This window comes from uncultured Pseudoteredinibacter sp. (assembly GCF_947502065.1).
In the GTDB taxonomy this organism is placed as follows: domain Bacteria; phylum Pseudomonadota; class Gammaproteobacteria; order Pseudomonadales; family Cellvibrionaceae; genus Pseudoteredinibacter.
Genome location: NZ_CANMYE010000001.1, coordinates 154,716 through 178,904, shown reverse-complemented (window position 1 = coordinate 178,904; position 24,189 = coordinate 154,716). Strand labels below are relative to the sequence as shown.

Here is a 24,189-nt window from a genome sequence, read left to right as displayed (position 1 = left end):
ACCGCCGCCACCTTGGTGCCAAGGCGGTTTAATGACCATGAGATTTTTTACGGCACAGACGGCGAATCAAACTTCTCAAAGCGGCTGGCTTAACTGGCTTAGGTAAGTAGTAAAATCCACGGCTGGTTGCTGCATCTTTTAGTGTTTCTGAGTTATCCGCGCTAATCACAATTCCGGCCAGTTCTTGCTGCTTGGCCTGATCCAACTCCGACAGTTGATCAATTAACTGGATCCCCGTTTCGTCATTATCTAAATGATAATCTGCAATAATAAAGTCGGTCTGCTCTGTCAAATAGATTTCTTGTGCCGTTTTTATATCCGGTGCCCCCCAAACAGTACAGCCCCAAGTTTCCAGCAAGCCACGCATACCCTGCAAAATCGATGCTTCATTATCAACACAAAGAATCCTCGCCTGACTTAAATCGGCACCTGCCAGATTGGTTATATTAACAGCCGCTTTGCGCGCTACAGGCTGGGTTTTTGGAACCAGGATCGAAAACATTGTTCCACGACCTGTCGCCGAAAGCAGTTTGATGGGATGATCAAGTATATCCGCACTTCGTTTAGAAATTGCCAAGCCCAAGCCAAGACCTTTATCCGCTTTTTTACGACTACCGCCTAAACGCACAAATTCTTCAAAAATTCGACTTTGTTCATGGGGCTCGATACCTGGGCCACTATCCCAAACTTGAATTTCAATTCCATTCGGACGACGTCGGCAACCTAACATAACGGTGCCCTTTTCGGTGTAGCGCAGAGCGTTACTTAAAAAGTTCTGCAAAATTCTACGCAGTAAGTGCGCATCGCTTTCAACCCAAGCTGAGCAACTCTGATAATGAAAGCTCAATCCTACTCTCGCTGCTTCAGCGGCAAATTCTGCAGCCAACGTTTGCAACAAATCATCTAGGGCAAAGGCGTCTTTTTTGGCCGTTAACTCACCGGCATCAAGCTTCGATATTTCTCGTAAAGCACCGATTAAATCTTCAGCAGAGGCCAACGCCGAATCAATATTGGCGATGTCTTCTGCAACCTCATGCCAACGTCGCAAAGAGAGCTTCTCTTGCACGCTAGCGGCGAATAAGCGCGCAGCATTAATTGGCTGCAATAGGTCATGACTGGTGTGAGCGAGAAAGCGAGTTTTATCGTTGTGTTGCTCCCACAAACGTTGCTCGGCATCGGCTCGGCGTTTATTTTCTTCGGCTAGCTCATCATTACTAATGGAAAGCTCTTGGGTGCGCTGCGCGACGCGCTGCTCCAAACTTGCAGTGGTTTCTTCCAGTGCATTAACCACCGCCTTAAAATCACTAATATCAGTATAAGTCGTTACAAAACCACCATTAGGCATTGGCGTACCACGCACGTCTACAACAATGCCATTGGGCAACTTACGCTCAAAACGATGGGCACTGCCGTGTCGTAATAGATCTAAACGCCTTGCAACATCTTGCTCAAAATTATCGGGGTTATCACCATACATACCGCGCTCGGCATTAATACGATATAGATTTTCCACTGGGCAACCGATATATAAAATACGCTCTGGATAATCAAATAATTTGGCATAATGCTCGTTCCAAGCAACCAACCGTAGCTCAGCATCTACAACACTAATACCTTGGCTGACGGTTTCTACCGTGGTTTGTAACAAGTCTTGATTGAACTGCAATTGCTGTGAGGCATTGTCCACTAGCTCGGCAAAATCTTGCAGTTTTAATGGCCGATCACGGCTCAATAGTTTCATTGAGCGCTGCGCAGTTGCGGCGCCCAAAATACTTGCCATTACGCCTTCGACTTCTTGCAAAACAAATTTCGGGGCGTAATCATCAATCATCAAACGCTGCCCGCTTCTGTGCTCGAATAAGCGCCAATATTCTTGCATCCGCTCACGCCCGACCAAGGGCTCTAATAAGCTTTGTACCTGCCCCATATGCACATCAGTAAGGGCCAAAGGCTCGCTATTTTCTTCTTCACTAAGGTGATCGATAAACAAGCGAGCTTGCTGGGTATCCTTGTAACTTAAGGTGCTGAACTTCGACACGAGCAATAGCGCTAAGACATTAAAAAGTAGACTCCAAAAAACCCCATGGGCCAATGGGTCCCAATTTTCAGCGCCGAAGAGATGTTGAGGCCGCAACCAGTCGATTGCCCAAGGTCCAAGTTCTACAATACTGTGCTCAGGCACCAAGGCGGGCAACACTAAGCAATACAACCAAATACTGTAGCCAGCAATCAAGCCAATTAACACACCTAAACGATGGGCTTTGTGCCAGTACAAGCCTGCAATAATCGCCGGTGCAAACTGTGCTGCAGCTGCAAAAGATAACAAGCCGATCGGGGCAAGCCCTTCCATAGAAGTGATTGCTTTGTGAACCAGCCAACTTAAGATCAACAAAGCGAAAATGCTGAGGCGGCGAATTAGGCGCAGATGGTTACTAAGCGATGCAACAGACAGAGAGCGGTCTCGATTGATCCGCAACCACAGCGGTGCAACCAATTCATTGGAGATCATCACGGCCAAGGTAACCGCCGCGACAATCACCATACCGGTAGCTGCTGAGAAACCGCCAATAAAAGCCAATACCGAGACGGCCGTATAACCCTGACCACTTGGCAAACTCAGCACCAAAGTATCGCCAGCGGCTTCTGCACCTAATAAGTGCCCCGCTAATACGATTGGTATCACCAACACAGCAAACAAGCCCACATATATAGGCGCAATAAAACGCGCCTTGCGTAAATCTCTTGGCTCTTGGTATTCGACCACCGCCATATGGAACTGCCTAGGTAAGCAAATAATGGCGACCGCTGCTAATAAAGTCTGGGTAACAAAACTGGCCATTCCTGGATTACTATTAAATCCTGAAACTTCTAACAACTGTGGCCAACTGGATTTTTCGATATTACTAAACAACAAACCAATTGCCGCCATAGCGACCACCACAAAAGCAATCAGCTTAATAATCGACTCCAAGGCTACGGCCGCCATGACACCACGATTACGTTCGCGCCCTTCTAAATGACGAGTACCAAAGAGCACCGCAAACACCCCCATTAAAAGGGCGGTAATCAAAGCGGTATCAATATTCAGCTGTGCAGAAGGACCATGACTGCCGAGTACTTCCCAAGCCATAGAAACAGCTCGTAGCTGCAAGGCGATATAAGGCAAGGAACCGACAATGGCTAATATGGCCACCAGGGCAGACAACCATTGAGATTTACCGTAACGCGAACCAATAAAATCGGCGATGGAGGTAACCTTGTGATATTCGCCAACTCTTAGCAACTTTCTTAAGAAGCGGTAGCCCAGCAAAAAGACCAAAATTGGCCCCAGATAAATCGGTAAGTGGCTCCACATATTGTCCATGGATTGCCCTACCGCACCATAAAAGGTCCAGGAGCTGCAATAGACCCCTAAGGCAAGCGCAAACAGCATAGGTCTATGACGGTTGTACCAATGCTGAGATTGATCGGCCCACCAGGCCACCAAAAACAATAAGCCCACATAAAGAAGAGCTATCAACAACAGAAACGGCTGATCAATCATCAATAATCCACAGTGCTTTGGGTAAAAAACGTTTTAGCATGGTCCAGCAACTATCATAGAACCATTAGACATTAGTCGCAGCTGGCAATTTAGGAGACTACTGATGATTCTCCCTGCAAATTGATTGTCTATACAACAATAAAGCCAAATTTTATCCACATTTTGAGTTACCCACATCTTCTGTGGATAAGTGTGTTAAAAGTTCGGTGAAAACCAACGCAATACACGGCAGCTCGGCCCTAGCAGCATTTTGTATATTTTTTAAGCAACTCTTTATACGGCATAAAAAACAACAAGTTACGCTATTTTTGCAGCATAAAACTGATTAACAGCACATTTACCATGCCTATTTCACAGTTTTTTTGACACTTGTGAATAAAAAACGCAGGAAACCAGTAGGCAATCACTTACTTGCTGGCCCAAGAAGCAGGCTTTACTGTCACTTGGTACTTTTTAACGAAAAGGAAATAGGTGCCAATGTGGTGCTATCCACAGCCCGCGCAATCTAACATTATTCAATTGCTAAGAAATTTAAGGCACAGCCGAGCAAAGGTTTCTGGCTTTTGGGCATGCAGCCAATGAGTACAGCCCTGCATAACTTTAAGTTGCACATTGGGGAAGCGAGAGATTACGGCCTCACGGTGCTCTTCTAAAACATAGTCGGAAAGCTCACCCTTGATGAATAAGCTTGGCCCTTGGTAGTGCCCAAGGCTAGGAGCAGCAACAAACTCATTGTAAGCCTGATACAAGCCTTCCAAATTCATTCGCCACTGGTATTGACCTTGCTCGTTTTTATACAGGCTCTTGAGTAAAAACTGCCTTACCCCAGCCTCCTCTATTTTATCTTGTAGAAATTGATCAGCCTCTCGGCGTCCGCTCAAATTATCTAATGGCAAGGCCCGTAGGGCCGCAAAGATGCCATCATGACGGCGCTGGTATTGAACTGGGGCTATATCTGCAGCAATAAAGCGCGTTATACGCTCGGGCGCAGCCATCGCTAACTCCATCGCAACCTTACCACCTAAGGAATGCCCTAATAAAGCACAGCGCTCCACAGCTAGCTGATCTAATAACGCTAATAACTGTGCAGCCATGGCAGGCAAACTCATTTGGCTCTCTGGAACCCAGGGCGATCGACCATGGTTAGGCAAATCTACAGAAATTACGCGATAGTCTTCTTGCAAGACCCGAGCGATAGCACCTAAGTTTTCTAGAGAACCAAACAAACCGTGGATCAATACCACTGTCTCTTTGCTCTTATCCTCATTTTCATCATCAATGCGATAGTTCAGCAGCTCCGCCATGCTTACTCCGCTGGGCTCGGCTTGCTTGGCATGCCAGGGAATTGAGCAATCTTATCGCTTGGACTGATATCACTGACCTTACCCGTACCCTGCTGCTCAACTTCGTCGATACGAATAATGGCCTGCATAGGGATAAAAGAACGCTTAACGGAGGCAAACTCGTTTTTGAGCTTTTCTTCGCCCGGATCAACCAATAGCTGACTACGCTCACCAAAAACGAACTCTTCAACTTCGATAAAACCGTACATTTCGCTTTGGTAAATCGCCTTTGCATACACTTCGTACACTTGACTCTGATTGTAAAAAATCACTTTATAAAAAGACTGCTCAGCCATAACGCTCTCAAATAACGGCCTCAATAATATAGAGGCATAAAAAATAGGGGATTTGCCCTTGGGCTATGGCCTTTTAAATGGGGGCGAAAGCTCAGAATACAAGCGCCTTTGAGGCAAATTAGGTACTGGGCATTCACCCTCTGTGCGGCTATAATGCTCCGCCCGCGAATTAGCGCGTTTTTTAAGCAATTGAGAGTGATATGTCAGCCAACGAGTCAAACCCAGCCAGCCCAGTTGAAGCGGCCGAAAGCAGCGTGAAAAAACTGTTTATTCAGACCCATGGCTGCCAAATGAATGAATATGACTCGGCCCGCATGCGTGACTTATTGGGTGATAGCCATCAGATGGAAACCACCGAGGATCCAGCTGAAGCCGATGTATTGTTGGTAAACACTTGCTCTATTCGCGAGAAGGCCCAAGACAAGCTTTACCATCAGCTAGGGCGCTGGAAAAAGTACAAAGATAAAAACCCCGATCTCATCATTGGTGTTGGCGGCTGTGTTGCCAGCCAAGAAGGTGATGCTATTGCTAAACGTGCCCCCCATGTGGATCTGATTTTTGGTCCACAAACCTTACATCGCCTGCCGGAGATGATGGAAACCCACAAAACCGACAATGGCGCGGTGGTGGTTGATATTAGCTTTCCTGAAATTGAAAAGTTCGACAATTTACCAACCCCAGAAGCCGACGGTGTTAGCGCCTTTGTATCGATAATGGAAGGTTGCTCTAAATACTGTACCTTCTGCGTTGTGCCCTACACCCGTGGTGAAGAAGTCAGCCGCCCGGTGCAGGATGTGATGGCCGAAGTCGCCGCATTGGCCACCCAAGGCGTACGTGAAATTAATCTGCTTGGCCAAAACGTTAACGCCTACCGCGGTGATAACGGAGCTGGCGACATCGTCGATTTAGCCGAACTAATTACCTATGTGGCGGCGGTTGATGGCATTGACCGTATCCGCTTTACCACTTCTCATCCGGTTGAGTTCTCAGACAGTTTAATTGATGTGTATGGCGAAGTACCGGAACTGGTCAGCCATATCCACCTACCTGTACAAAGCGGTTCAGATCGAATTTTAATGGCCATGAAACGTGGCCATACCTGCATCGAATACAAATCGAAACTGCGCCGTCTAAAAGCCATTCGCCCAGATATTTGCTTCTCTTCTGATTTCATTATTGGATTCCCAGGTGAAACCGAACAAGATTTTGAAGCCACTATGAAGTTAATTGGCGATATGAATTTTGATATGTCGTTTTCCTTTATCTATAGCGCCCGCCCGGGAACACCAGCGGCCGATTTGCCAGACGACACAGATGAGTCCGTTAAAAAGCAGCGCTTGAAAATCCTGCAGGATCGCATCAACCAGCAAGCTATGGATATCAGCCGCAAAATGGTGGGTAACGTAGAGCGCGTGTTGGTTAGTGGTTATTCGAAGAAAGACCCAGGCCAGTTGGCCGGTCGTACCGAGAATAACCGTGTGGTGAACTTCCGCTGCGATCAAGCCGAGCTGATCGGTAAGTTTGCCGACATCCTTATTGAAGAAGCTTTGCCAAACTCTTTGCGCGGCACTTTAATCAGCAGTGAACTAGACGAAGCCTAGAATACTCCCCCTGCTGTCACATTTAGACCATAAGCATCGTCTATATTTATATTAGGCATTTAAAGCATTAAACAGTATTAGCTCAGCTTTCACGCTGGGCTAATAAACAAGCGCAATAACAGCGTACTTTTTAGGACATAAGCGATATTTCGCCTATTGGGCTTTTGCAGTAAGCTGGAGCCATTAACAGACACCGCGAGAATAGAAACACTTTTGGACAGTACCACCAGCAAACAAACCGAGGCAAAGACTGCTAAACACAGTAAGCAGAAAGACGCCCGGAACAAGAACTCTAAAGCCGATGCCAGCCACCGCATTGCTTTAGAGCCTGCCGACAGCCGCCGCTTGGCCAATCTTAACGGCCAATTCGATCGCCACCTGCGCCAAATAGAAGAGCGCTTAGGGATCGAAATTAGAAATCGCGGCAATCAATTCAGTTTTATCGGTCAACAGGGTAAAGCCCATGCCGCCGCAAAAATTTTGCAGCAGCTTTACCGTATTACCGAAAAAGAAGAATTAACCCCAGATGAAATTCACCTCGCCTTACAAGATAACAGCGTAGCAGAACATATGTCAGAAGCTCCCGTAGCCGAACAAAACAACAGCACAGTTGAAATGCCACTTACCTTAATCCGCACTAAAAAGTGTACGGTTAAGCCTAGAGGAAAAAACCAACAAAAATACGTTCGCGCTGTGCAAACCAATGATATTAATTTTGGTATTGGACCTGCGGGTACCGGCAAAACCTATTTGGCGGTTGCCTGCGCTGTGGAAGCTCTTCTCAAAGATGAGATTGAGCGCATCTTACTGGTACGCCCTGCCGTAGAAGCCGGTGAAAAACTCGGTTTCTTACCGGGTGATCTATCACAGAAAGTGGATCCTTACTTGCGCCCGCTATACGACGCGCTTTATGAGATGCTGGGTTTTGAAACCGTCGACAAACTCATCGAGCGCAATGTGATTGAAGTCGCCCCACTGGCTTATATGCGTGGTAGAACTTTAAACAATGCCTTTGTTATTCTGGATGAAAGTCAAAATACCACACGCGAACAAATGAAGATGTTCCTAACTCGAATTGGCTTTGGCTCTACCGCGGTTATTAATGGCGACCCAAGCCAAATCGATTTACCTCGCGGTATTGCTTCAGGCTTACGGCATGCTATTGAAGTGTTAGAAGGTGTTAACGGTATCAGCTTTACCTTTTTCAATTCTAAAGATGTGGTACGTCATCCCTTAGTGCAACGCATTGTCGAAGCCTACGATGACTTCGATACGCAGCAAGAGAATAACGACAAGTGACAGCGCTGCATATCGACCTTGAGGATGTTTCGAACGGAGACAACCCTGGGGAAGCCGACTTTGCCCGATGGATAAGTGCTGCCCTAAGCGGCGTGCGTGATGAGGCCGAACTCAGCATTCGCATTGTCGATAGGGACGAAAGCCAAGCTTTAAACAAGCAGTACCGTGATAAAGATAAGCCCACTAATGTTCTATCTTTTCCAGCCGATCTTCCTCCTGAAGTGGACATTCCACTTTTGGGTGATTTGGTTATTTGTGCCAGCGTCGTAGAGCAGGAAGCTCAGGAGCAGAATAAATCACTGGAGGCCCACTGGGCCCATATGGCGATCCACGGATGCTTGCATTTACTGGGTTTCGACCATATAGAAGATACTGAGGCCGAAGAGATGGAAGCCTTGGAAAGCCGTTTAATTACCGGGCTTGGCTACGCCGAGCCCTACCCAGACGAAAGCAACTAGTGCAGCCCAGCTAAAATCATGGTTTTTCTATGAAATGCAGTGCTAGAATAGTCGCCCCAAAAAATAGAGGAGCCTAATTCGCCATGAGCGAAGACCCGTCGAGTAGCCAGTCTAATGGCCAAGAGAAATCTTGGTTAGATCGCTTTTTTAGTAATTTTTCCAGTGAGCCAAACTCCCGCGAGGAGCTGCTGGCCATCATCAAGGAAGCCGCCGAGCGCGAACTCTTAGATGAAGAAGCCCTAAGCATTATTGAAGGGGCTCTGGATGTAGCCGACCAACAGGTTCGCGAAGTATTGATTCCCCGCCCACAGATGGTGGTACTCAATATCGAAGACAGCCCAGCTGAGTTACTCCCGAAAGTGATTGAATCTGGTCATTCCCGCTTCCCAGTGATTGGGGAATCGATTGACGATATCAAAGGCATCCTGCTAGCCAAAGACCTGCTGCCCCTTATTCTCGGTGGCACTGAAGACTTCGATCTCAGCAAAATTATCCGCCCTGCGGTCGTTATTCCTGAAAGCAAGCGCTTGAATGTGCTACTGCGTGAATTCCGAGAAAATCGCTACCATATGGCCATGGTTATCGACGAGTATGGCGGTATCGCCGGCCTTGTTACGATTGAAGACCTACTCGAAGAGATTGTGGGTGAAATCGAAGATGAGACCGATGAAGAGGAAGAAGAGGCCTCAATTCGTCAGGTCTCTGACAGCGATTACATTGTCAAAGCCTTGACGCCTATTGAAGAGTTCAATGAGCAGTTTGAATCTGGCTTCAGTGAAGATGAATTCGATACCATTGGCGGCATCGTAATGCAGGCCTTCGGTCACCTACCCAGCCGCAATGAGCAGGTAGAGATACAGGGCTATATTTTCAAAGTACTCTACTCTGATAGTCGCAAGATACATCTACTGCGCCTAACAATACCCAGTAACGACGACTAGCCCAAGCAAGGAAAACTGGCGATAGTGGAAGATCTAGACCCTCGCATGCTGCTGGAGTTGGTTCAGCAGCAAATGCCCTATGGCAAGTACCAAGGTCGCCTACTGGCCGACTTGCCTGAACCCTATTTAGTCTGGATGCACTCCAAAGGTGGCTTTCCTGACAATAAGCTAGGCCGGCAACTGGCCTTGCTGTACCAAATCAAGCTCAATGGTTTGGAATACCTGCTTGAACCCCTGCGCAATGGGCAAGTTCCGAAATTCCATTGATTCTTGCGCACGGCTAAGGGCTTAGCGCCTCGAAAGCTCACAGTTGGCACAAAGAGTGCTTAGTACTTGCTAAGTATTCTTTTTCCGTCAACCGATCGACACTGAGCTACGCACCATGGAAAGCTTAAACTACTGGCCAATGCTGGAATCCTCTATCAATATCGCCCTAGGCGCCATTATTGCGGGCGTGAGCACTTGGGTGGTCATGCGTCAAAAAGATGTATATCAAGATAAACTCGAGAACGGTGACCGCCGGGTAGACATATTGGAGGCCATCTCCACCGATGTCGGCCAGGTGAATCATATCTTTGCTAAGTATTCGGCATTGGTCATCGAGTCTTACCGCTTTGGCGATCAATGGCCACAGGGGCGACGTGAAGAACTATCTCAAGTTAATGCTGATTTGATCAAAGAATTCAAAAAACTCGCGGATGCTGAAACTAGGCTTTTGATGCTAGGTGAAAAGCTAATGGAGCGAAGCTTACGTCTCTATGGCGCCAAGATTGCTCACTTTCGCAAAGAAGTCTTCGTGGGGCGCCAAGATATCAAGGAAGCCGATATTGTCAGCATGAAGCAAGATGTCGCGACCCAGCGCGAAAAGTTTTATGACTTATTGAGCAAGCGTTACGACCGTTTAATAGCCGCCTAATCGCTTTAAAAAGCTTCTAAAAGAAGATACTTAGGGGCCGGATATATTCCAGCCCCCTTTCCCAAATTAGCAGGCTGTTGCAAAACTATCTGCGTTGCCATCGCGTTGTTAAAAACAAGCTCAAAATGCTCATTTATTACACATAAACTGCGCTTTTTCGCTTGTTTTTGCCTAGCGCTGACTGCCTCGAAAACGTTTTTCAATTGCCTGGCTTGTTAATTGAAGTTGGAAAAATCCGGCGCCCGCTTTTCAAAGAACGCGGTCACAGCTTCCATAAACTCCTTGCCCTCTAAGCCTTTACTAAACAGCACCATCTCTTCATCCATTACATCGGCACCTTCTTGGCGACGAGGAGCACGCAATAACTGCTTGGTCGCTCGAATTGCGGCCGGAGGTTGCTGAGCCAACTTATTGGCTTTTTCGGTGACCAATGCAAGCAGCTCTGATGACCCAACGACTTCATTGACAATACCGCACTCTTTAGCAGTTTGGGCATCAAAAGGCTCACCAAACAAAAGCAGCTCAGAGGCTTTTACATGTCCACAAATACGCGGCAAGACATAACTTGAAGCGTACTCAGGACACAAACCCAGGCTTACAAAAGGCATTTGCAAACGGGCACTGTCTGCTGCGTACACCAGGTCACAGTGCAAGAGCATTGTGGTACCAATACCAACCGCATCACCATCGACTGCCGCCAAGACCGGTTTAGGGCAGTTGTATAAATTGCGCATAAAAGTCGCCACAGGGCTATCGTCACCCTGGGGCGGGTTTTTCATAAAATCTTCAAGGTCATTTCCACTGGTAAAGCAGTCGGCTTCACCACGAAGCACGATATTACGAACCTCGTCGCTTTCTACAGCGTTATTGATAGCATCTGCCATAGCGGTATACATCGCCATAGTCAGCGCATTTTTACGCTTGGGGCGATCCATTACGATGTGTAGGCTGCGCCCTTCCAATTTGATCTGAATATCGTCCGTCATCACCGGCTCCACTGTTTTATTTGTCTGTGTCTATTTTTCTGATTTCAAATTATAAATCTATGCTTAGGCGGTTCAATTGACGAAAAAGCGCAAAGCCGTCGACCTTAGCCCTTATTTCGGCAATTTATACCAGTGTAAAAGCCGAGCAAATTAGTAACATATGTTACCAAGATGATCATCGTGTCAATAACGTACATAGTCCGAACAAGGAGAGCTGCAATACATGCAACACCATCAAATGGGCGTAAGTATTGAAGAAGAAGGTGAGCAGGAGCTATGTTGGTTAATAAATGATTTAACTCGTATTATGACAAACGAGTTCAACCGCCGCTTGCGTCTGCAAGGCTTTGAATTAAGTCGCTCCCAATCTCGAATCCTAATTCGCCTCTCGCGCCAAGATGGTCAAAGCCAAACTGAACTTGCTGAAAGTCTAGGCATGGAAAAAGCACCGCTAGGTACCATCATCGACAAAATGCAAAGTGCAAAATTAATAGAACGGCGCCCTGACCCTAGTGATGGCCGACGACGCCTAGTTTATGCCACTGAAAAAGCAATAGCCCTACTACCAGATATCGACAAGTTAACAGAAGAGTTAGCACAGCAAGCACTGGAAGGCTTGAGCAAAGTTAGACGAATGCAACTTTCGCAGAATTTAAATCACATGAAACTCAATATGCAAAGGGATCGTTGAGACTACCATGAACGAGCCTAATACGAACGATACCAGGCAGAAGTTTAGTGCCAACAAGAAGCGCCCCTTAATTATTGCTACGGGCTTAATTGCCTTAGTCATTATTGGCCAATGGCTTTATAAGCGCAGCTATACGATTTATCTCGATGATGCACATATTGCCAGTAATATTGTTTCACTCTCCAGTCGAGTTCCTGGCTGGATTGTGGAAATGCCGGTAAACAGCGGCCAAACCGTCAATAGAGATACACTACTAATTCAGATGGATTCAAGACAAACAGAGCTGTCGCTGAAAACGATCGAATTAAAAATTGCCAATCAACAACTCAGTATTGAACGTGCACGCGCTCAATTACAACTAGTGGGTAGTAATGTTGACAATCAATATGCGGCCAGCGTTGCTGCCGTTGAGCGCAACCAAGCCAGCTTGAAAAAAGCCGCATCTGTCGTGTCGGCAGCACAGTCAAATTTTGAACGCTCAAAGAGCATGTGGCAAAAAAAACTCATTAGTGCACAAGTTTGGGAAGATGCGCAATTAGAGCACTCAAAATCTCGTCACGCATATGATGAAGCCGAGGCACAACTGCATCAATTAGAATCCGCCATGTCTCAAGCCAAGGCAGCCTTACAAGAGCGTGAAATCCAAACCAAAACACTGGCCATTTTAGAGCGCGAACTGGAACTACTACAGGTTGAAAAACACAACACCGAGATTGCCTTAAACGATCGTAAAATTTATAGCCCTTTAACAACTGCCGTAGTGGATAAAACCTTTGTTCACGCAGGCGAGTTTATGCCGGCTGGCCGACGCTTACTGATGCTGCATGACCCAAACGACATTTGGATCAAGGCCAATATTAAAGAAACCCAGGTTCGGCATATCAGTATTGGTGATAAAGCCTCGGTATCGGTAGATGCCTACCCAAACAAAAGCTTTACGGCCATAGTCGAACGCATCGATCATGCCACTAGCAGCCAATTCGCCCTATTACCAAACCCCAACCCCAGTGGCAATTTCACTAAAGTGACCCAACGCTTGAGCTTGCGCTTAGCGATAGAGCAAGAAGAAGGCCTGTTAAAGCCTGGCATGATGGTAGAAGTAGAAATCGATACCCGTGACCACTAATCACAGTAAAAACTTCGATTCTCTGTTCGCACATTACGGTGAGAATTACCGCTGGTTGGCGGTATTGACGATCGGCATTGGTGCTATTACCACAGCCATGAGTAGCACCAGTGTTAATGTCGCTATTCCTCCTATCATGGGCGCTTTTGGTATCACCCAAAGTACTGCGCAGTGGATTTCCTCTGGCTATTTGGCGGCCTCTACCATCACCATGTTGATTACGGCCTGGCTAATTGAATCCTTAGGAATTCGCCGAACCGTCATTGCAGCACTTGCGCTATTTTCAGCCAGTTCGATTCTGGGTGCGCTTAGCAGCAATATCGAGTTATTGATTACCTCAAGAATTATCCAAGGTGCTGCCAGCGGTATATTTATGCCTTTGGCCACCTATGTGATGAGCCGAGTTTTTCCTCCTGAAAAGCAAGGTACGGCTATGGGTCTTTTTGGCATTATTGTGGTGATGGCGCCTGCACTTGGCCCCTACCTTGGCGGCCTGCTAGTAGATGCTTTTAACTGGCGGATGGCATTTTTCTTACCACTACCATTGGCTATAGCAGGTGCGCTACTGACCTTACAGTTTATGCCGGAGCGAGAAACCACAGGCCCAATTGCCAGGTTAGACTTAATCTCCATAAGCGCGCTTAGCGCCGGCATTTTTGTTCTCTTGCTGGCTTTAAGTAAAGGCCAAAGCAAAGGCTGGAGTTCTGATTTCTCTCTAATATGCTATGCCTTGTTTTTTATTTTTAGTTACTTATTTATCTATCGTCAAAAGCATGCCAGCAAGCCCTTGCTAGATCTCAGCTTATTCAATTATCAAGGCTTTATACCGGCGGCCATCGTTGCTGCCGTTTTTGGTGCCGGCCTTTATAGCAGCTTTTATCTCGCGCCGCTCTTTTTACAGAATATTCAAGGCTTAAGCGCTACCGAAGCTGGTCTAGTGCTATTACCTGGTGGAATCATGCTGGGCATATCACTACCGATTGCCGGGCGCTTGGCAGATAAAATTTCACCTCGTTTCCTCATCGCCTTCGGTATCTTTTTGTTTGCCTATTCCTGCTGGCTAACCGCCGCTGCGGATTTTCGGACACCTTTTATTATTTTTACTTGGTGGGTCATTATTGGCCGTATCGGTATGGGTTTCATAATGCCGCCACTGACAGTAGCATCGTTTAAGCACTTACCCATGGAAAAGCTCAGCCAAGGCTCTGGTGCGAGTAATTTTATTCGTCAATTCGGCGGGGCCTTAGGGGTGAACCTCTGTGCGATTTATCTCGAGCGTCGCAGCAGTTTTCATATGGGGCATATCTTGGCTGAACAAAACGAAGGCAATCAGCAATCGGTTTTTGCGGTACAGCAAATCATGCCCTATCTTCAACAACAGGGCATCGACTATCTACAGCAAATTGAACTGGCAAGCGCCATTATGGGGCAGGAATTTTACCGGCAAGCCGCTACCTTAGCCTTCCAAGATACTTTTGCCTTGAGTGCACTGCTGTTCACTTTATTGATTGTACCGGTATATTTTCTGGCACGTGCGCCACGTTAAAATTCGATACCATCAAGATTATGTGGCCCCATATTAATAAGCTGGCGCTCGCCACATAAAGCCATGGTGGTGTCCATTTCTGCGCGCATGATTTCTAGAGTTTTACTGACACCAGCTTTACCCATCGCTCCCAACCCATACAAGAATGGACGACCGATATAAGTGCCTTTTGCACCCAAGCACATAGCCTTTAAGGCATCTTGACCACTTCGAATGCCACCATCAAATTGCACCTCAATATCATCTCCGACGGCATCAACAATTTCTGGCAAAACACGAATCGAAGAGCGAGCTCCATCAAGTTGGCGGCCACCATGATTCGATACCACCAGGGCGTCGCCACCTACGTCTACACAGCGTTTCGCATCGTCTTTATCCAGCACCCCCTTCAGAATCAAAGGCCCGCCCCAGCGCTCTTTGATCCAAGCAATGTCATCCCAGGATAGATCCGGGTCAAACTGACCGGCCACCCACTCCGAAAGTGAAGCATTGTCAGCAATTTCCTTCACATGCCCCATGATATTACCAAAGCCCTTGTGCTGACTTTTGGCCATCCCCATACACCAGCGAGGCTTAGAGATTAACTGCAGGATTTGCTTTGGGCCAAAAGTGCCCAAACCATTGCGTATATCATTGTGGCGCTGTCCTAATATTTGTAGGTCTAGAGTTAACATCAAGGCTGAACAGCCCGCTGCTTTTGCGCGATCGATTAAATCGCCTACAAAGCCACGATCACGCATGACATAAAGCTGAAACCAAAATGGCTTTTTAGTGGCCGCAGCGACCGCCTCTAAAGAACAGATACTCATGGTAGATAGAGTAAAAGGCACTCCTGCTTCCTCTGCGGCCTGGGCCGCTAGAATCTCTCCATCAGCATACTGCATGCCACATAAACCGGTTGGCGCTAGAGCAATCGGCATACTGACATCTTGACCCAACATTTTAGTGGCTAAACTTCGGTCACTCATATTTACAGCGACGCGTTGGCGTAGATACACCCGGTTGAAATCCGCCTCATTGGCACGATACGTCGACTCGGTCCACGAACCAGAGTCAGCATACTCAAAGAACATTTTAGGTACACGGCGACGAGCCATTTCTTTAAGATCGTTGATTTCAACAACAGTGGTCATATTTGGCCTCAGTAATGTTTGTTTTAGCGAGCCACAGATTACCCTAACAGGGCTACAATGACTGTCATATAGCTGACAAGCCTATTGCTATTTATAGTAGGTGATTAATTTTCATCAATATAGATAGCAATTAGTAGATTGTGATCCGGGCGCTATTGGGCCCTAATGCGGTAACGCTACAATAGAGCAAGATAACAATAAAAACCCAAACACAAGGAACCCAACAAATGTCCTTATCGCAAAAAGGCTTTAGCGCCAGCAAACTGCTACTGGGGCTGCTCGCCATTTTGATTCTAAGCGTCTTCTTCTTTAGAGTGGAAATTCAACGGATCTACCATGGACTGACCTTATTCGACAAAGCCAATATTGTCGAAAACATGCGCAACTCTGATCAGCATTATACTTCCAGCAATGTTGAAGCTGCTAAGCAGACGTGGCAGCTCCACAAAGGCGAGCCATTAAGCTTGCCTGAAACCTTTAATTATTATGATGAAGTACTAAACACAGCTGACTATATAGGCTATACCCACACTGGCAGCCTGTTGGTGATGCAGCACGGCGATATTCGCTACGAAAATTACTTTCGTGGTGAAACCGAAAACGACCGTCATATTTCTTTTTCTGTCGCTAAGTCTTTTATTTCAGCCCTATTCGGAATTGCTGTTTCTGAAGGCAAGATAGACATCGATAAAAACGCTGACGACTACCTCCCTATCCTTAAAGGCAGTGGCTATGAAGGCGTTCGCATCAAAGACATTTTACAGATGTCGTCAGGTGTCGCCTTCAACGAAGACTACGCCGATTTAAATTCAGATATTAATCGCTTCGGCCGAATTCTAGCGCTTGGGGGAAGCTTCGATGAATTTGCCGCCAGCTTAGAAAACGAAGTTAAACCTGGCACTCGCCGACTTTACGTTAGCATCGACACCCAAGTTCTGGGAATGATATTAAGGGAAGCAACTGGCCGTAGCATCAGTGACTATATGCAAGAAAAGTTGTGGCAGCCGATGGGTGCCGAAAGCGATGCTTACTGGGTTACCGATAGCCACAATATGGAAATGGCTCTTGGGGGCTTAAACGCTGTACTAAGAGACTATGCACGCTTTGGGCAACTGGCGATGCAGAACGGGCAACGTGACGGCAAGCAAATTATTCCAGCTCAATGGATGAAAGATTCTTTGACCATGGATGCCGCTCACTTAAAACCTAAGCAAGATGAACGCAGCTTGGACAACTGGGGCTATGGCTATCAATGGTGGCTGCCACCCGAAACAGAGAAGCATCCAGCTGTTTTTATGGCTGTGGGTATTTATGATCAATATATCTACATCGACCGAGCAAGAGCGTTAGTTATTGTTAAACTGTCGGGAAACCCGTACTACACTGAAGATAACTACGACTCCTTGCCAAAAACCCTGGCCCTATTTAGAGCAATTGCCGAGCAAAGTGACAAAGGTTAGTTCGATATCTAAGCCCATAAAAAAACCAGCTAAATAGCTGGTTTTTTTATGGGCTTAGAAGAGCAATTGCCATTGCAAGTCAGCTAGTTACGGCGATTGCCACTTGATCTTCCACCTCCAGACCGTCCTCCACCAGTACGACCTCGTCCCTGGGATTGATGAGACTGACGCTTTCGTGCAGGCAGCGGCGGATGCTCTAACAATAAATTTTCTGGCGGCACTTCACACTTTAACTTATCACCCAAAAGTGTTTCGATAGGCTCTAAACGTAAAGCATCATCTTCGCACGCTAGACTGATCGACGTACCTGAACGGCCCGCACGTCCCGTACGACCAATACGGTGTACGTAATCTTCAGGCTCTTCTGGCAAAGTGTAGTTCACTACATGGCTGATACCATCGATATGAATACCGCGACCCGCCACATCGGTTGCAACCAGTACATTCAATTGACCTGTTTTAAATCCCTCTAAGGTCTTCACACGCTTATTCTGAGGCACATCACCCGATAAAATACCAACCTTAAAGCCATGAGCTTCTAGTTTCTCAAATAGGCGTCGACATTGATCGCGACGGTTAGCAAATACAATTAGGCTTTCCACATCGTCCTGCTTTAATACGTTATACAGCAAGGTGTATTTTTCTTCTGTGGCCAACATAAAGACTTTTTGAGTAACGGTATCGGTAGCAACCGACTCAGGTTCAATTTCGATCATTACCGGATCGATCGTCCACTGCTCCGCAAGGTTCAACACGTCTTGAGTAAAGGTTGCTGAAAATAATAGCGTTTGGCGATGGGTTTTCTTAGGTGTTTGACGAATGATACGACGCACCTGAGGAATAAAGCCCATATCTAACATACGATCAGCTTCATCAATTACCATGATTTCAAGTTGATCTAAATGCACATCTTGGTTGCCACAGAAATCCAATAAGCGCCCTGGGGTAGCCACAAGGATATCTACATAAGAATCTTCCAGCTTGCGCTGTTGTTTACCGTAATCCATACCGCCTACCAAGGTGTGAACCTGTAAGTCGGTATGTTTTACTAACTCCTTGGCATCATCTGCAATCTGAATCACCAATTCGCGTGTGGGTGCGATAACCAATGCTCGGGCTTCGCCGGCAAAGCGCTCACCTTCTATGGGATTACGCAATAAATCATCAATGATGGTCAATAAGAATGCGGCTGTTTTACCGGTACCGGTTTGCGCCTTACCGACAACATCATGGCCATCTAGGCTGTGTGGCAAAGACTGAGCTTGAATGGGAGAGCAATATTCAAAGCCAAGATCGGCAATACCATGCAGTAAATCATTATGTAGGTTTAAGTCATGAAAGCGAGTCTTACCCTCAACAGGCTCTACTGGAAACTGACTGATATCCCATGGTGTGGCAGGCTTTTTAACTTTGGGCTTTCGGCGGCGATTGCGTGATTTTTTGGGATCAGCTTTATTTTCAGCAGATTGTTGCCCAGCTGGCGCATTAGCCTTATTGGGTTTAGAGGTCTTTTCTTGCTGAGAAGACTTGTTTTTTTCTGCCTCAGGGGCAGCGGATTTTCGCTTAAACAACCTGCCGATCAAAATACAGCCCTATTGTGGATAAAATAATCGGCGGAGTATAACACGACTGTCGTCGAATTGTTCCCTAAAGAATGTGGTGATAAAGAGGGTCAATTGACCCTCTTTATCACCAATTAGCAGGGATTTAGTGCTGAGGCTTAGGGAAAACCTTTGCCAGATAGTGATCGGCACTAACATAACGCCCACCGCCTGTGAAGAATAAGCTTAGCAACATGATGAAGTAAGTCGCTGCAAACTCAATACCGTTGTTCAACACGACAAAGCTACCCTTGCCACTCAGCCAGCTATAGTTGCCATTTTCTTCAAGGATTTCCTTTGCTCTACCTAAACGAGTCGCTACTTCTAGGCTGTTTTCTAAACTCTCTTTGGCGCCAGGAAAGCCTACCATTTCAAGTACATAGGCAATACTGGTCTCTTGACCACTAGATGCAATAGCAAACCAGCCATTATCCCAGTGAGCGGTCAGTGCAGCGACTAACATAGTCACCATCAAAGGGATCGCCACTAGGCGTGTTGCCAAGCCCAATAACAGCGCAAAACCGCCAAGGAACTCAGTATAAGCCGCCAAGTAAGCCATCAGCTCCGGCGCAGGTAAACCCAAGCCCCAATCTGGATTGCCAAACCAGGAAATAATGTCATCAATATGATTAATCTTGTGCAGGCCAGCGGTAATAAAAATAGGCGCTAAATACAAGCGTAACAATAGCGCCGGCAGACCATCAATATGGGCAAAGGCATCTACGGTGCGATAGTAAAGTGCACTGACATTTGCAACTAGAGACATAACTCAATCCTCAATATTTTGGCGGAAGTTCTCATTTAGATTTGTACCGCCGAGATTTTATTAACATTTTAAGCTTTGATTTAATCTTTCGATTCTTTAGCCAGGCACAACATGCCGTTACTGATATAACTTTGTAAGCGGCTATGTAAGAAACTAGGAATTTCCTCTTCCGACAAATAATCCAGTAATTGCTCACAAGCATGGCTCAAGTTGTCACCATTGGCCAGTGATTGCAGCAAGGCAACTTCAACCCCCATAAGGGAGGTAAATTGGGTTAAACGTTCAGCGTTTCGCCAAATAGCCCAACGACTACGCTGTTCGATAGGAGCCGGCGGCGCTTGTTCCTGTTTTAGCTCCTGCCAAATAGGTACCACATTGTATTGGCAGTCAAATATCTGCAATGACGGGTGCCAACTAAAGCGACAAATGGGCCAGTCTTCGGGGGCCAATCGCTGTAAAAAATCATTGTCCAAAGGCTCAGCATCGGCCGCGTCAAAGCTGAACAACAAACGCCTCTCAAATGCCGCCAACTCAGCCAATTGCGGGTATTGTGCATAATGCTCTACTAAAAAGTCCGGTAATGTTTGAGCAAAGTGCCTCAACGATTTATTCTGAGAGGGGCAAGACTCAACAAATTTATTAGCCAGCTCATCGAAAGCCTCATCTCCCATATAAGCCGCTAAAATATCGTGATCAACAGCCAAAGTTTCCTTCAGGCGCAAACGATAACCGTTGCTGTAAATTTCTAATCGCTGATTTCCATTAACAAGCTCACTGCTACTAATATGCTCGGCAATTTGCTCGTCGCCATTTAATAGAAAAGCCATCATTTGGGCTTGTCGTTCTTGCAAGCTAACCATTAACTAGACTCCCAACGGAAAGACCAGTCAGGGCCTCAGCGCTGATTCGGCGCGCTTGATCTAATTCACCAATAAGCTCGGACAAAGCAGGAATATCATCATCACGCTCAATCATCGTGCTCACCGGGCCAAAGCGTTGAATCGCCTTAGCGTAAAGCTGCCAAACTGAATCAACTACTGGGTGATCATGGGTATCAATAATATAGTCGCCATAATCACTATGCCCGGCCAAATGCATTTGCCGAACACGCTGAGGATTAATACTCGCCAAATACTGTTCAGCATCAAAATGATGATTGCGGGCGCTAACGTAAATATTATTAATATCCAGCAACATTAAACAGTCGGCTTCTTCTACTACGGCAGAATAAAACTCCCACTCCGTCATCGCCGATTCGCGATAACTGATGTAGCTAGAAACATTTTCAATCAACATTTGACGCCCTAAAAAATCTTGGGCTTGCTTAATATTGCTAACAATATGTTTCAAAGCTTCTTCGGTATAAGGCATTGGCAATAAGTCGTGGCTATTTATACCGCCAAGCTGCGACCAACATAGGTGATCCGATATCCAAGCCGGCTGGATTTCATCAGTCAACGCTTTTAATTGCTTTAAATAATTCATATCCAAAGGATCAGTGGACCCCAAAGACATTGATACGCCGTGCATCACTATAGGATAACGCTCGCGCACCTGTTGCAAGTAGTAACGTGGTTTTCCACCAGCTACCATAAAGTTTTCAGAGATCACTTCGAACCAATCAACCTTAGGACTTCCCTGCAAAACCTCTTCGAAATGATCTGTTCGCAAGCCTAGGCCAAAGCCAAGATAATCGTCTTTAACTGCTTTTACATGCCCTTCCATTTCAGCTTCCCCAAGCCGTCAATCAACAAACTCTAAACCAAGCCCCGCCAAAAGGCGGGGCTCACAGCACTTACTTACCAATAGTACCGCCAACATCCTTACAGGACTTGGCTGGTGCTTCGATGAAGCCAGTGCCTTTACAGGTCGCATGGCCCGCACAAGCATTTTCTTTGGTTTTACAATCGTTGTGGCCTTTACAGATATTCACGCCATAGCAGTGAATTAGATCCGCACGAGCAATTTCACCCACCCACTCACGACTTACCTTGCCGCCCGCGTCCTTACAAGATTTGGTCGGCATTGCAACAAAACCTTCAGCTTTACAAGAACCGTGACCCGCACAAGCATTGCTAGCTGTCTTACAATCGTTGTGACCCTTACATACGTTGATGCCATAACAATGGATAAGATCGGTTTTTTCAGCAGCCACAGCTGGCTGAGCAGTGGTTTGGGCAGTACCGCAAGCGGCAAGTCCAGCGGCAGCTACAGCTAAACCGGCACCGCGTAATAGGCGTTGATGTTGACTCATGAGCTTTCTCTCTACTTTTGTCTATTAACATTGTGATAAAAGTTCGCCATCACAGCCAGGTGGCTTTTATGATGAAGACAAACATAGTGTAGGAGGCAAAACTAACGTAATTATCACAGAGGGGTAATCATATAATGGCAAACATATATTGATTTAAAGGTGGCTTTTATTAATAGATTGACAAATCCAGACATACACCCAGCTAAAAGCCAAGCTTAGTCTATTAGAGCAATAAACAATCTAGAAAAATCACTCGCAGCGCTGCCGCCACGAGTGAGATGTATGGGAAGTTAAACGCCAATATTGTTAATCAAAAACATAGGGGCAAGCGGCGTACTCATTCATGGCCTCTCCCCAGCGCCAGACATCATTGGCTCGGCGCCAGCGGCCATGAAAAAACTCCATCAAACACGGCCCTTGCTTCATCTCAACCATAAAGATGTCGCCCTCACTAAGCTTGTCATAATCAGGGTATTCGCTCGAACGCCCCCAAGTTAATCCACCCTTAAAGGCGATATAACGCTGCCAAAACATCTCAACGTTCTCTTTGCCATCCCAACTGGGCCTTTCAAGCTCAACAGCTTGCGAATAAACCGTAGAAGAAAAAGTAACAGGAGCGAGGATACCGGCAAGTACAAAAGATGAGATCAGAGTGCGTTGAATATTGAGTTTCATTAGGACGGGCCTCAAGTAAGATTATCCAGACCCTTCAACTATAGTCGAAATTTCGACAAAAATTATTACCAAATCCTCATGGAAATCTGACAATCTACATTATGCTGGCGAACCGTCTAAAAGCTACTCACTGGCAAGTGCCAGCAAATAGCTATCAATAAAACAATTAATCTTCTGGCAGGATTCGATACTCAGCCGACCTGGCATGCGCCTCTAAGGATTCACCGCGCGCTAAAGGCGATGCGATCTTTCCAAGATCTGAAGCACCTTGGGCGGAACACATTATTAAAGAGCTTCGTTTTTGGAAATCGTAGACGCCCAAGGGAGATGAAAAGCGAGCGGTACCTGAGGTCGGTAAAACGTGGTTTGGCCCAGCGCAATAATCGCCTAGCGCCTCAGCGGTATAACGCCCCATAAAGATGGCACCCGCATGACGAATCTCAGGTAATAACAGCTCAGGATCTTCAACAGATAATTCCAAATGCTCTGGCGCTATGCGATTGATTAGATCTAAAGCTTGCTGACGATTGGCAACTTTAATCAATGCCCCACGCCCTTCTAAAGATGCTCGCGCAATCGCCTCTCTTTCTAAATCAGGCAATAAGCGGTCGATGCTAGCTTGTACCTTTGCGATAAATTCTTCACTTTCGGAAATTAATATGGCCTGGGCCTGCTCATCGTGTTCTGCCTGGGAAAACAGATCCATCGCAATCCAATCAGGATCGGTTGCGCCATCACAATACACCAAAATCTCAGAAGGCCCAGCAATCATATCGATCGCCACCTGACCGAACACAGCTCGCTTTGCGGTAGCTACAAAGATATTTCCAGGGCCGGTAATCTTATCAACTTTTGCCAAGCTTTCGGTTCCATAAGCTAGCGCAGCAACCGCCTGCGCACCGCCCATGCAGATAACCTCATCGACACCCGCGATGGCCGCTGCCGCTAGGACCATATCATTGGCTTCGCCACCCGGTGTTGGCGTCACCATTATCAGCTCAGGCACTCCTGCTACTTTAGCAGGGATAGCATTCATTAAAACCGAAGAGGGGTAACTGGCCTTGCCACCGGGCACATAAAGGCCCACGCGATCTAAGGGGGTAATTTGTTGCCCTAGTAATGTGCCGTCCGCTTCACGGTACTGCCATGAATCTTGACGTTGATGCAGGTGATAAGCTCGAATTCGTTCAGCGGCTTGCTCCAAGGCTTGACGTTGCGCCGGATCAATTGCCTCAAGGGCCTGCTGCAGGCGTTGCTTTGGTACTCGCAATTCATCAAAATGATTTAGCGACATAGCATCAAACTTTTCGGTAAAGTGAAGCACTGCTTTATCGCCATCGGTTTTCACCGCAGAGATAATTTCTTCAACCGCTTGGTTCACCGTAGGATCGGAAACCGAATCCCAAGCTAACAAGGTATTCAATGCACTTTCGAAATTGGCACTATTGGCATCTAATTTTGCAATGGCACAGTTCATGATAAGTTCGTCTTTTGTTACAGACAGCCCCAATCAGCTTGGAGCCAAAGAATTATTCACGCCCAGCTGCAATATC

Annotated in this window: 22 protein-coding genes; 10 read left to right on the top strand and 12 right to left on the bottom strand. The window is 46.6% G+C overall.

The window, feature by feature from the left end; translation table 11 throughout:
- Window positions 1-28 precede the first annotated feature (28 nt).
- From Q1A41_RS00770 to Q1A41_RS00760, 3 genes are all read right to left on the bottom strand, one after another.
- Window positions 29-3,544 carry a PAS domain-containing hybrid sensor histidine kinase/response regulator gene (locus tag Q1A41_RS00770; protein WP_299973325.1) on the bottom strand — a complete coding sequence of 1,172 codons (3,516 nt, stop codon included), beginning with the start codon at window positions 3,542-3,544 and terminating at the stop codon, window positions 29-31.
- A 515-nt stretch (window positions 3,545-4,059) separates the two neighbouring features.
- A complete protein-coding gene (locus Q1A41_RS00765) occupies window positions 4,060-4,848 on the bottom strand; it encodes an alpha/beta fold hydrolase (protein ID WP_299973322.1) in 789 nt (262 codons plus the stop codon).
- 2 nt (window positions 4,849-4,850) lie between these two features.
- Window positions 4,851-5,183 carry a DUF1820 family protein gene (locus Q1A41_RS00760; protein WP_299973319.1) on the bottom strand — a complete coding sequence of 111 codons (333 nt, stop codon included), beginning with the start codon at window positions 5,181-5,183 and terminating at the stop codon, window positions 4,851-4,853.
- 200 nt (window positions 5,184-5,383) lie between these two features.
- Here Q1A41_RS00760 and miaB point away from each other — a divergent pair, with 200 nt between their 5' ends.
- From miaB to Q1A41_RS00730, 6 genes are all read left to right on the top strand, one after another.
- Window positions 5,384-6,784 (top strand): tRNA (N6-isopentenyl adenosine(37)-C2)-methylthiotransferase MiaB, encoded by a 1,401-nt coding sequence (gene miaB / locus Q1A41_RS00755; protein WP_299973316.1) that lies wholly within the window; start codon window positions 5,384-5,386, stop codon window positions 6,782-6,784.
- Between the two features lie 315 nt (window positions 6,785-7,099).
- Window positions 7,100-8,083 carry a PhoH family protein gene (locus Q1A41_RS00750; RefSeq protein ID WP_299976128.1) on the top strand — a complete coding sequence of 328 codons (984 nt, stop codon included), beginning with the start codon at window positions 7,100-7,102 and terminating at the stop codon, window positions 8,081-8,083.
- 11 nt (window positions 8,084-8,094) lie between these two features.
- Window positions 8,095-8,541, top strand: a complete 447-nt coding sequence (gene ybeY / locus Q1A41_RS00745) for an rRNA maturation RNase YbeY (RefSeq protein WP_363322340.1) — start codon at window positions 8,095-8,097, stop codon at window positions 8,539-8,541.
- An 83-nt stretch (window positions 8,542-8,624) separates the two neighbouring features.
- Complete coding sequence (locus Q1A41_RS00740; RefSeq protein WP_299973314.1) at window positions 8,625-9,482, top strand: transporter associated domain-containing protein; 858 nt, start codon at window positions 8,625-8,627, stop codon at window positions 9,480-9,482.
- A gap of 45 nt (window positions 9,483-9,527) precedes the next feature.
- Entirely contained in the window at window positions 9,528-9,749 is a 222-nt protein-coding gene (locus tag Q1A41_RS00735) for a DUF3820 family protein (protein ID WP_299976124.1), read from the top strand.
- 115 nt (window positions 9,750-9,864) lie between these two features.
- The gene (locus tag Q1A41_RS00730) at window positions 9,865-10,398 is read left to right on the top strand and encodes an energy transducer TonB (protein ID WP_299973311.1); all 534 of its coding nucleotides are present in this window, start codon (window positions 9,865-9,867) and stop codon (window positions 10,396-10,398) included.
- Window positions 10,399-10,613: 215 nt separating this feature from the next.
- Here the strand turns inward: Q1A41_RS00730 and Q1A41_RS00725 are convergent, their stop codons facing one another.
- Window positions 10,614-11,384, bottom strand: coding sequence for an enoyl-CoA hydratase (locus Q1A41_RS00725; protein ID WP_299973308.1), 771 nt, complete (start codon window positions 11,382-11,384; stop codon window positions 10,614-10,616).
- Window positions 11,385-11,607: 223 nt separating this feature from the next.
- Here Q1A41_RS00725 and Q1A41_RS00720 point away from each other — a divergent pair, with 223 nt between their 5' ends.
- Genes Q1A41_RS00720 through Q1A41_RS00710 form a run of 3 tightly spaced genes read left to right on the top strand, consistent with a single transcriptional unit; the run spans window position 11,608 to window position 14,747 of the window.
- Window positions 11,608-12,075, top strand: coding sequence for a MarR family transcriptional regulator (locus Q1A41_RS00720; protein WP_299973305.1), 468 nt, complete (start codon window positions 11,608-11,610; stop codon window positions 12,073-12,075).
- A 7-nt stretch (window positions 12,076-12,082) separates the two neighbouring features.
- Window positions 12,083-13,201: an HlyD family secretion protein gene (locus Q1A41_RS00715; protein WP_299973302.1), complete on the top strand. Its 1,119-nt coding sequence runs from the start codon at window positions 12,083-12,085 to the stop codon at window positions 13,199-13,201.
- Window positions 13,191-14,747, top strand: a complete 1,557-nt coding sequence (locus tag Q1A41_RS00710; protein ID WP_299973298.1) for a DHA2 family efflux MFS transporter permease subunit — start codon at window positions 13,191-13,193, stop codon at window positions 14,745-14,747. Before Q1A41_RS00715 ends, Q1A41_RS00710 begins: the two co-directional genes overlap by 11 nt.
- On the opposite strand, the gene Q1A41_RS00705 is transcribed toward Q1A41_RS00710, so the two are convergent.
- Entirely contained in the window at window positions 14,744-15,880 is a 1,137-nt protein-coding gene (locus Q1A41_RS00705) for an alpha-hydroxy acid oxidase (protein ID WP_299973295.1), read from the bottom strand. The genes Q1A41_RS00710 and Q1A41_RS00705 overlap by 4 nt on opposite strands.
- A 227-nt stretch (window positions 15,881-16,107) precedes the next feature.
- Between Q1A41_RS00705 and Q1A41_RS00700 the strand changes: the two genes are divergently transcribed.
- Window positions 16,108-17,340, top strand: coding sequence for a serine hydrolase (locus Q1A41_RS00700; protein WP_299973292.1), 1,233 nt, complete (start codon window positions 16,108-16,110; stop codon window positions 17,338-17,340).
- An 83-nt stretch (window positions 17,341-17,423) separates the two neighbouring features.
- Here the strand turns inward: Q1A41_RS00700 and rhlB are convergent, their stop codons facing one another.
- The 7 genes from rhlB to hisD form a co-directional block, all read right to left on the bottom strand.
- The gene (gene rhlB / locus Q1A41_RS00695) at window positions 17,424-18,923 is read right to left on the bottom strand and encodes an ATP-dependent RNA helicase RhlB (protein ID WP_299973289.1); all 1,500 of its coding nucleotides are present in this window, start codon (window positions 18,921-18,923) and stop codon (window positions 17,424-17,426) included.
- Window positions 18,924-19,047: 124 nt separating this feature from the next.
- A complete protein-coding gene (locus tag Q1A41_RS00690) occupies window positions 19,048-19,707 on the bottom strand; it encodes a DoxX family protein (protein WP_299973286.1) in 660 nt (219 codons plus the stop codon).
- Window positions 19,708-19,787: 80 nt separating this feature from the next.
- Window positions 19,788-20,567, bottom strand: a complete 780-nt coding sequence (locus Q1A41_RS00685; RefSeq protein WP_299973283.1) for a DNA-binding domain-containing protein — start codon at window positions 20,565-20,567, stop codon at window positions 19,788-19,790.
- On the bottom strand, window positions 20,560-21,432 hold the full coding sequence (locus Q1A41_RS00680) for a DUF692 domain-containing protein (protein WP_299973280.1): 873 nt from the start codon (window positions 21,430-21,432) through the stop codon (window positions 20,560-20,562). Before Q1A41_RS00680 ends, Q1A41_RS00685 begins: the two co-directional genes overlap by 8 nt.
- A 70-nt stretch (window positions 21,433-21,502) precedes the next feature.
- On the bottom strand, window positions 21,503-21,961 hold the full coding sequence (locus tag Q1A41_RS00675) for a hypothetical protein (protein ID WP_299973277.1): 459 nt from the start codon (window positions 21,959-21,961) through the stop codon (window positions 21,503-21,505).
- A 306-nt stretch (window positions 21,962-22,267) separates the two neighbouring features.
- The gene (locus Q1A41_RS00670; protein WP_299973274.1) at window positions 22,268-22,636 is read right to left on the bottom strand and encodes a hypothetical protein; all 369 of its coding nucleotides are present in this window, start codon (window positions 22,634-22,636) and stop codon (window positions 22,268-22,270) included.
- Window positions 22,637-22,802: 166 nt separating this feature from the next.
- Window positions 22,803-24,113, bottom strand: a complete 1,311-nt coding sequence (gene hisD / locus Q1A41_RS00665) for a histidinol dehydrogenase (RefSeq protein WP_299973271.1) — start codon at window positions 24,111-24,113, stop codon at window positions 22,803-22,805.
- Window positions 24,114-24,189: the final 76 nt, after the last annotated feature.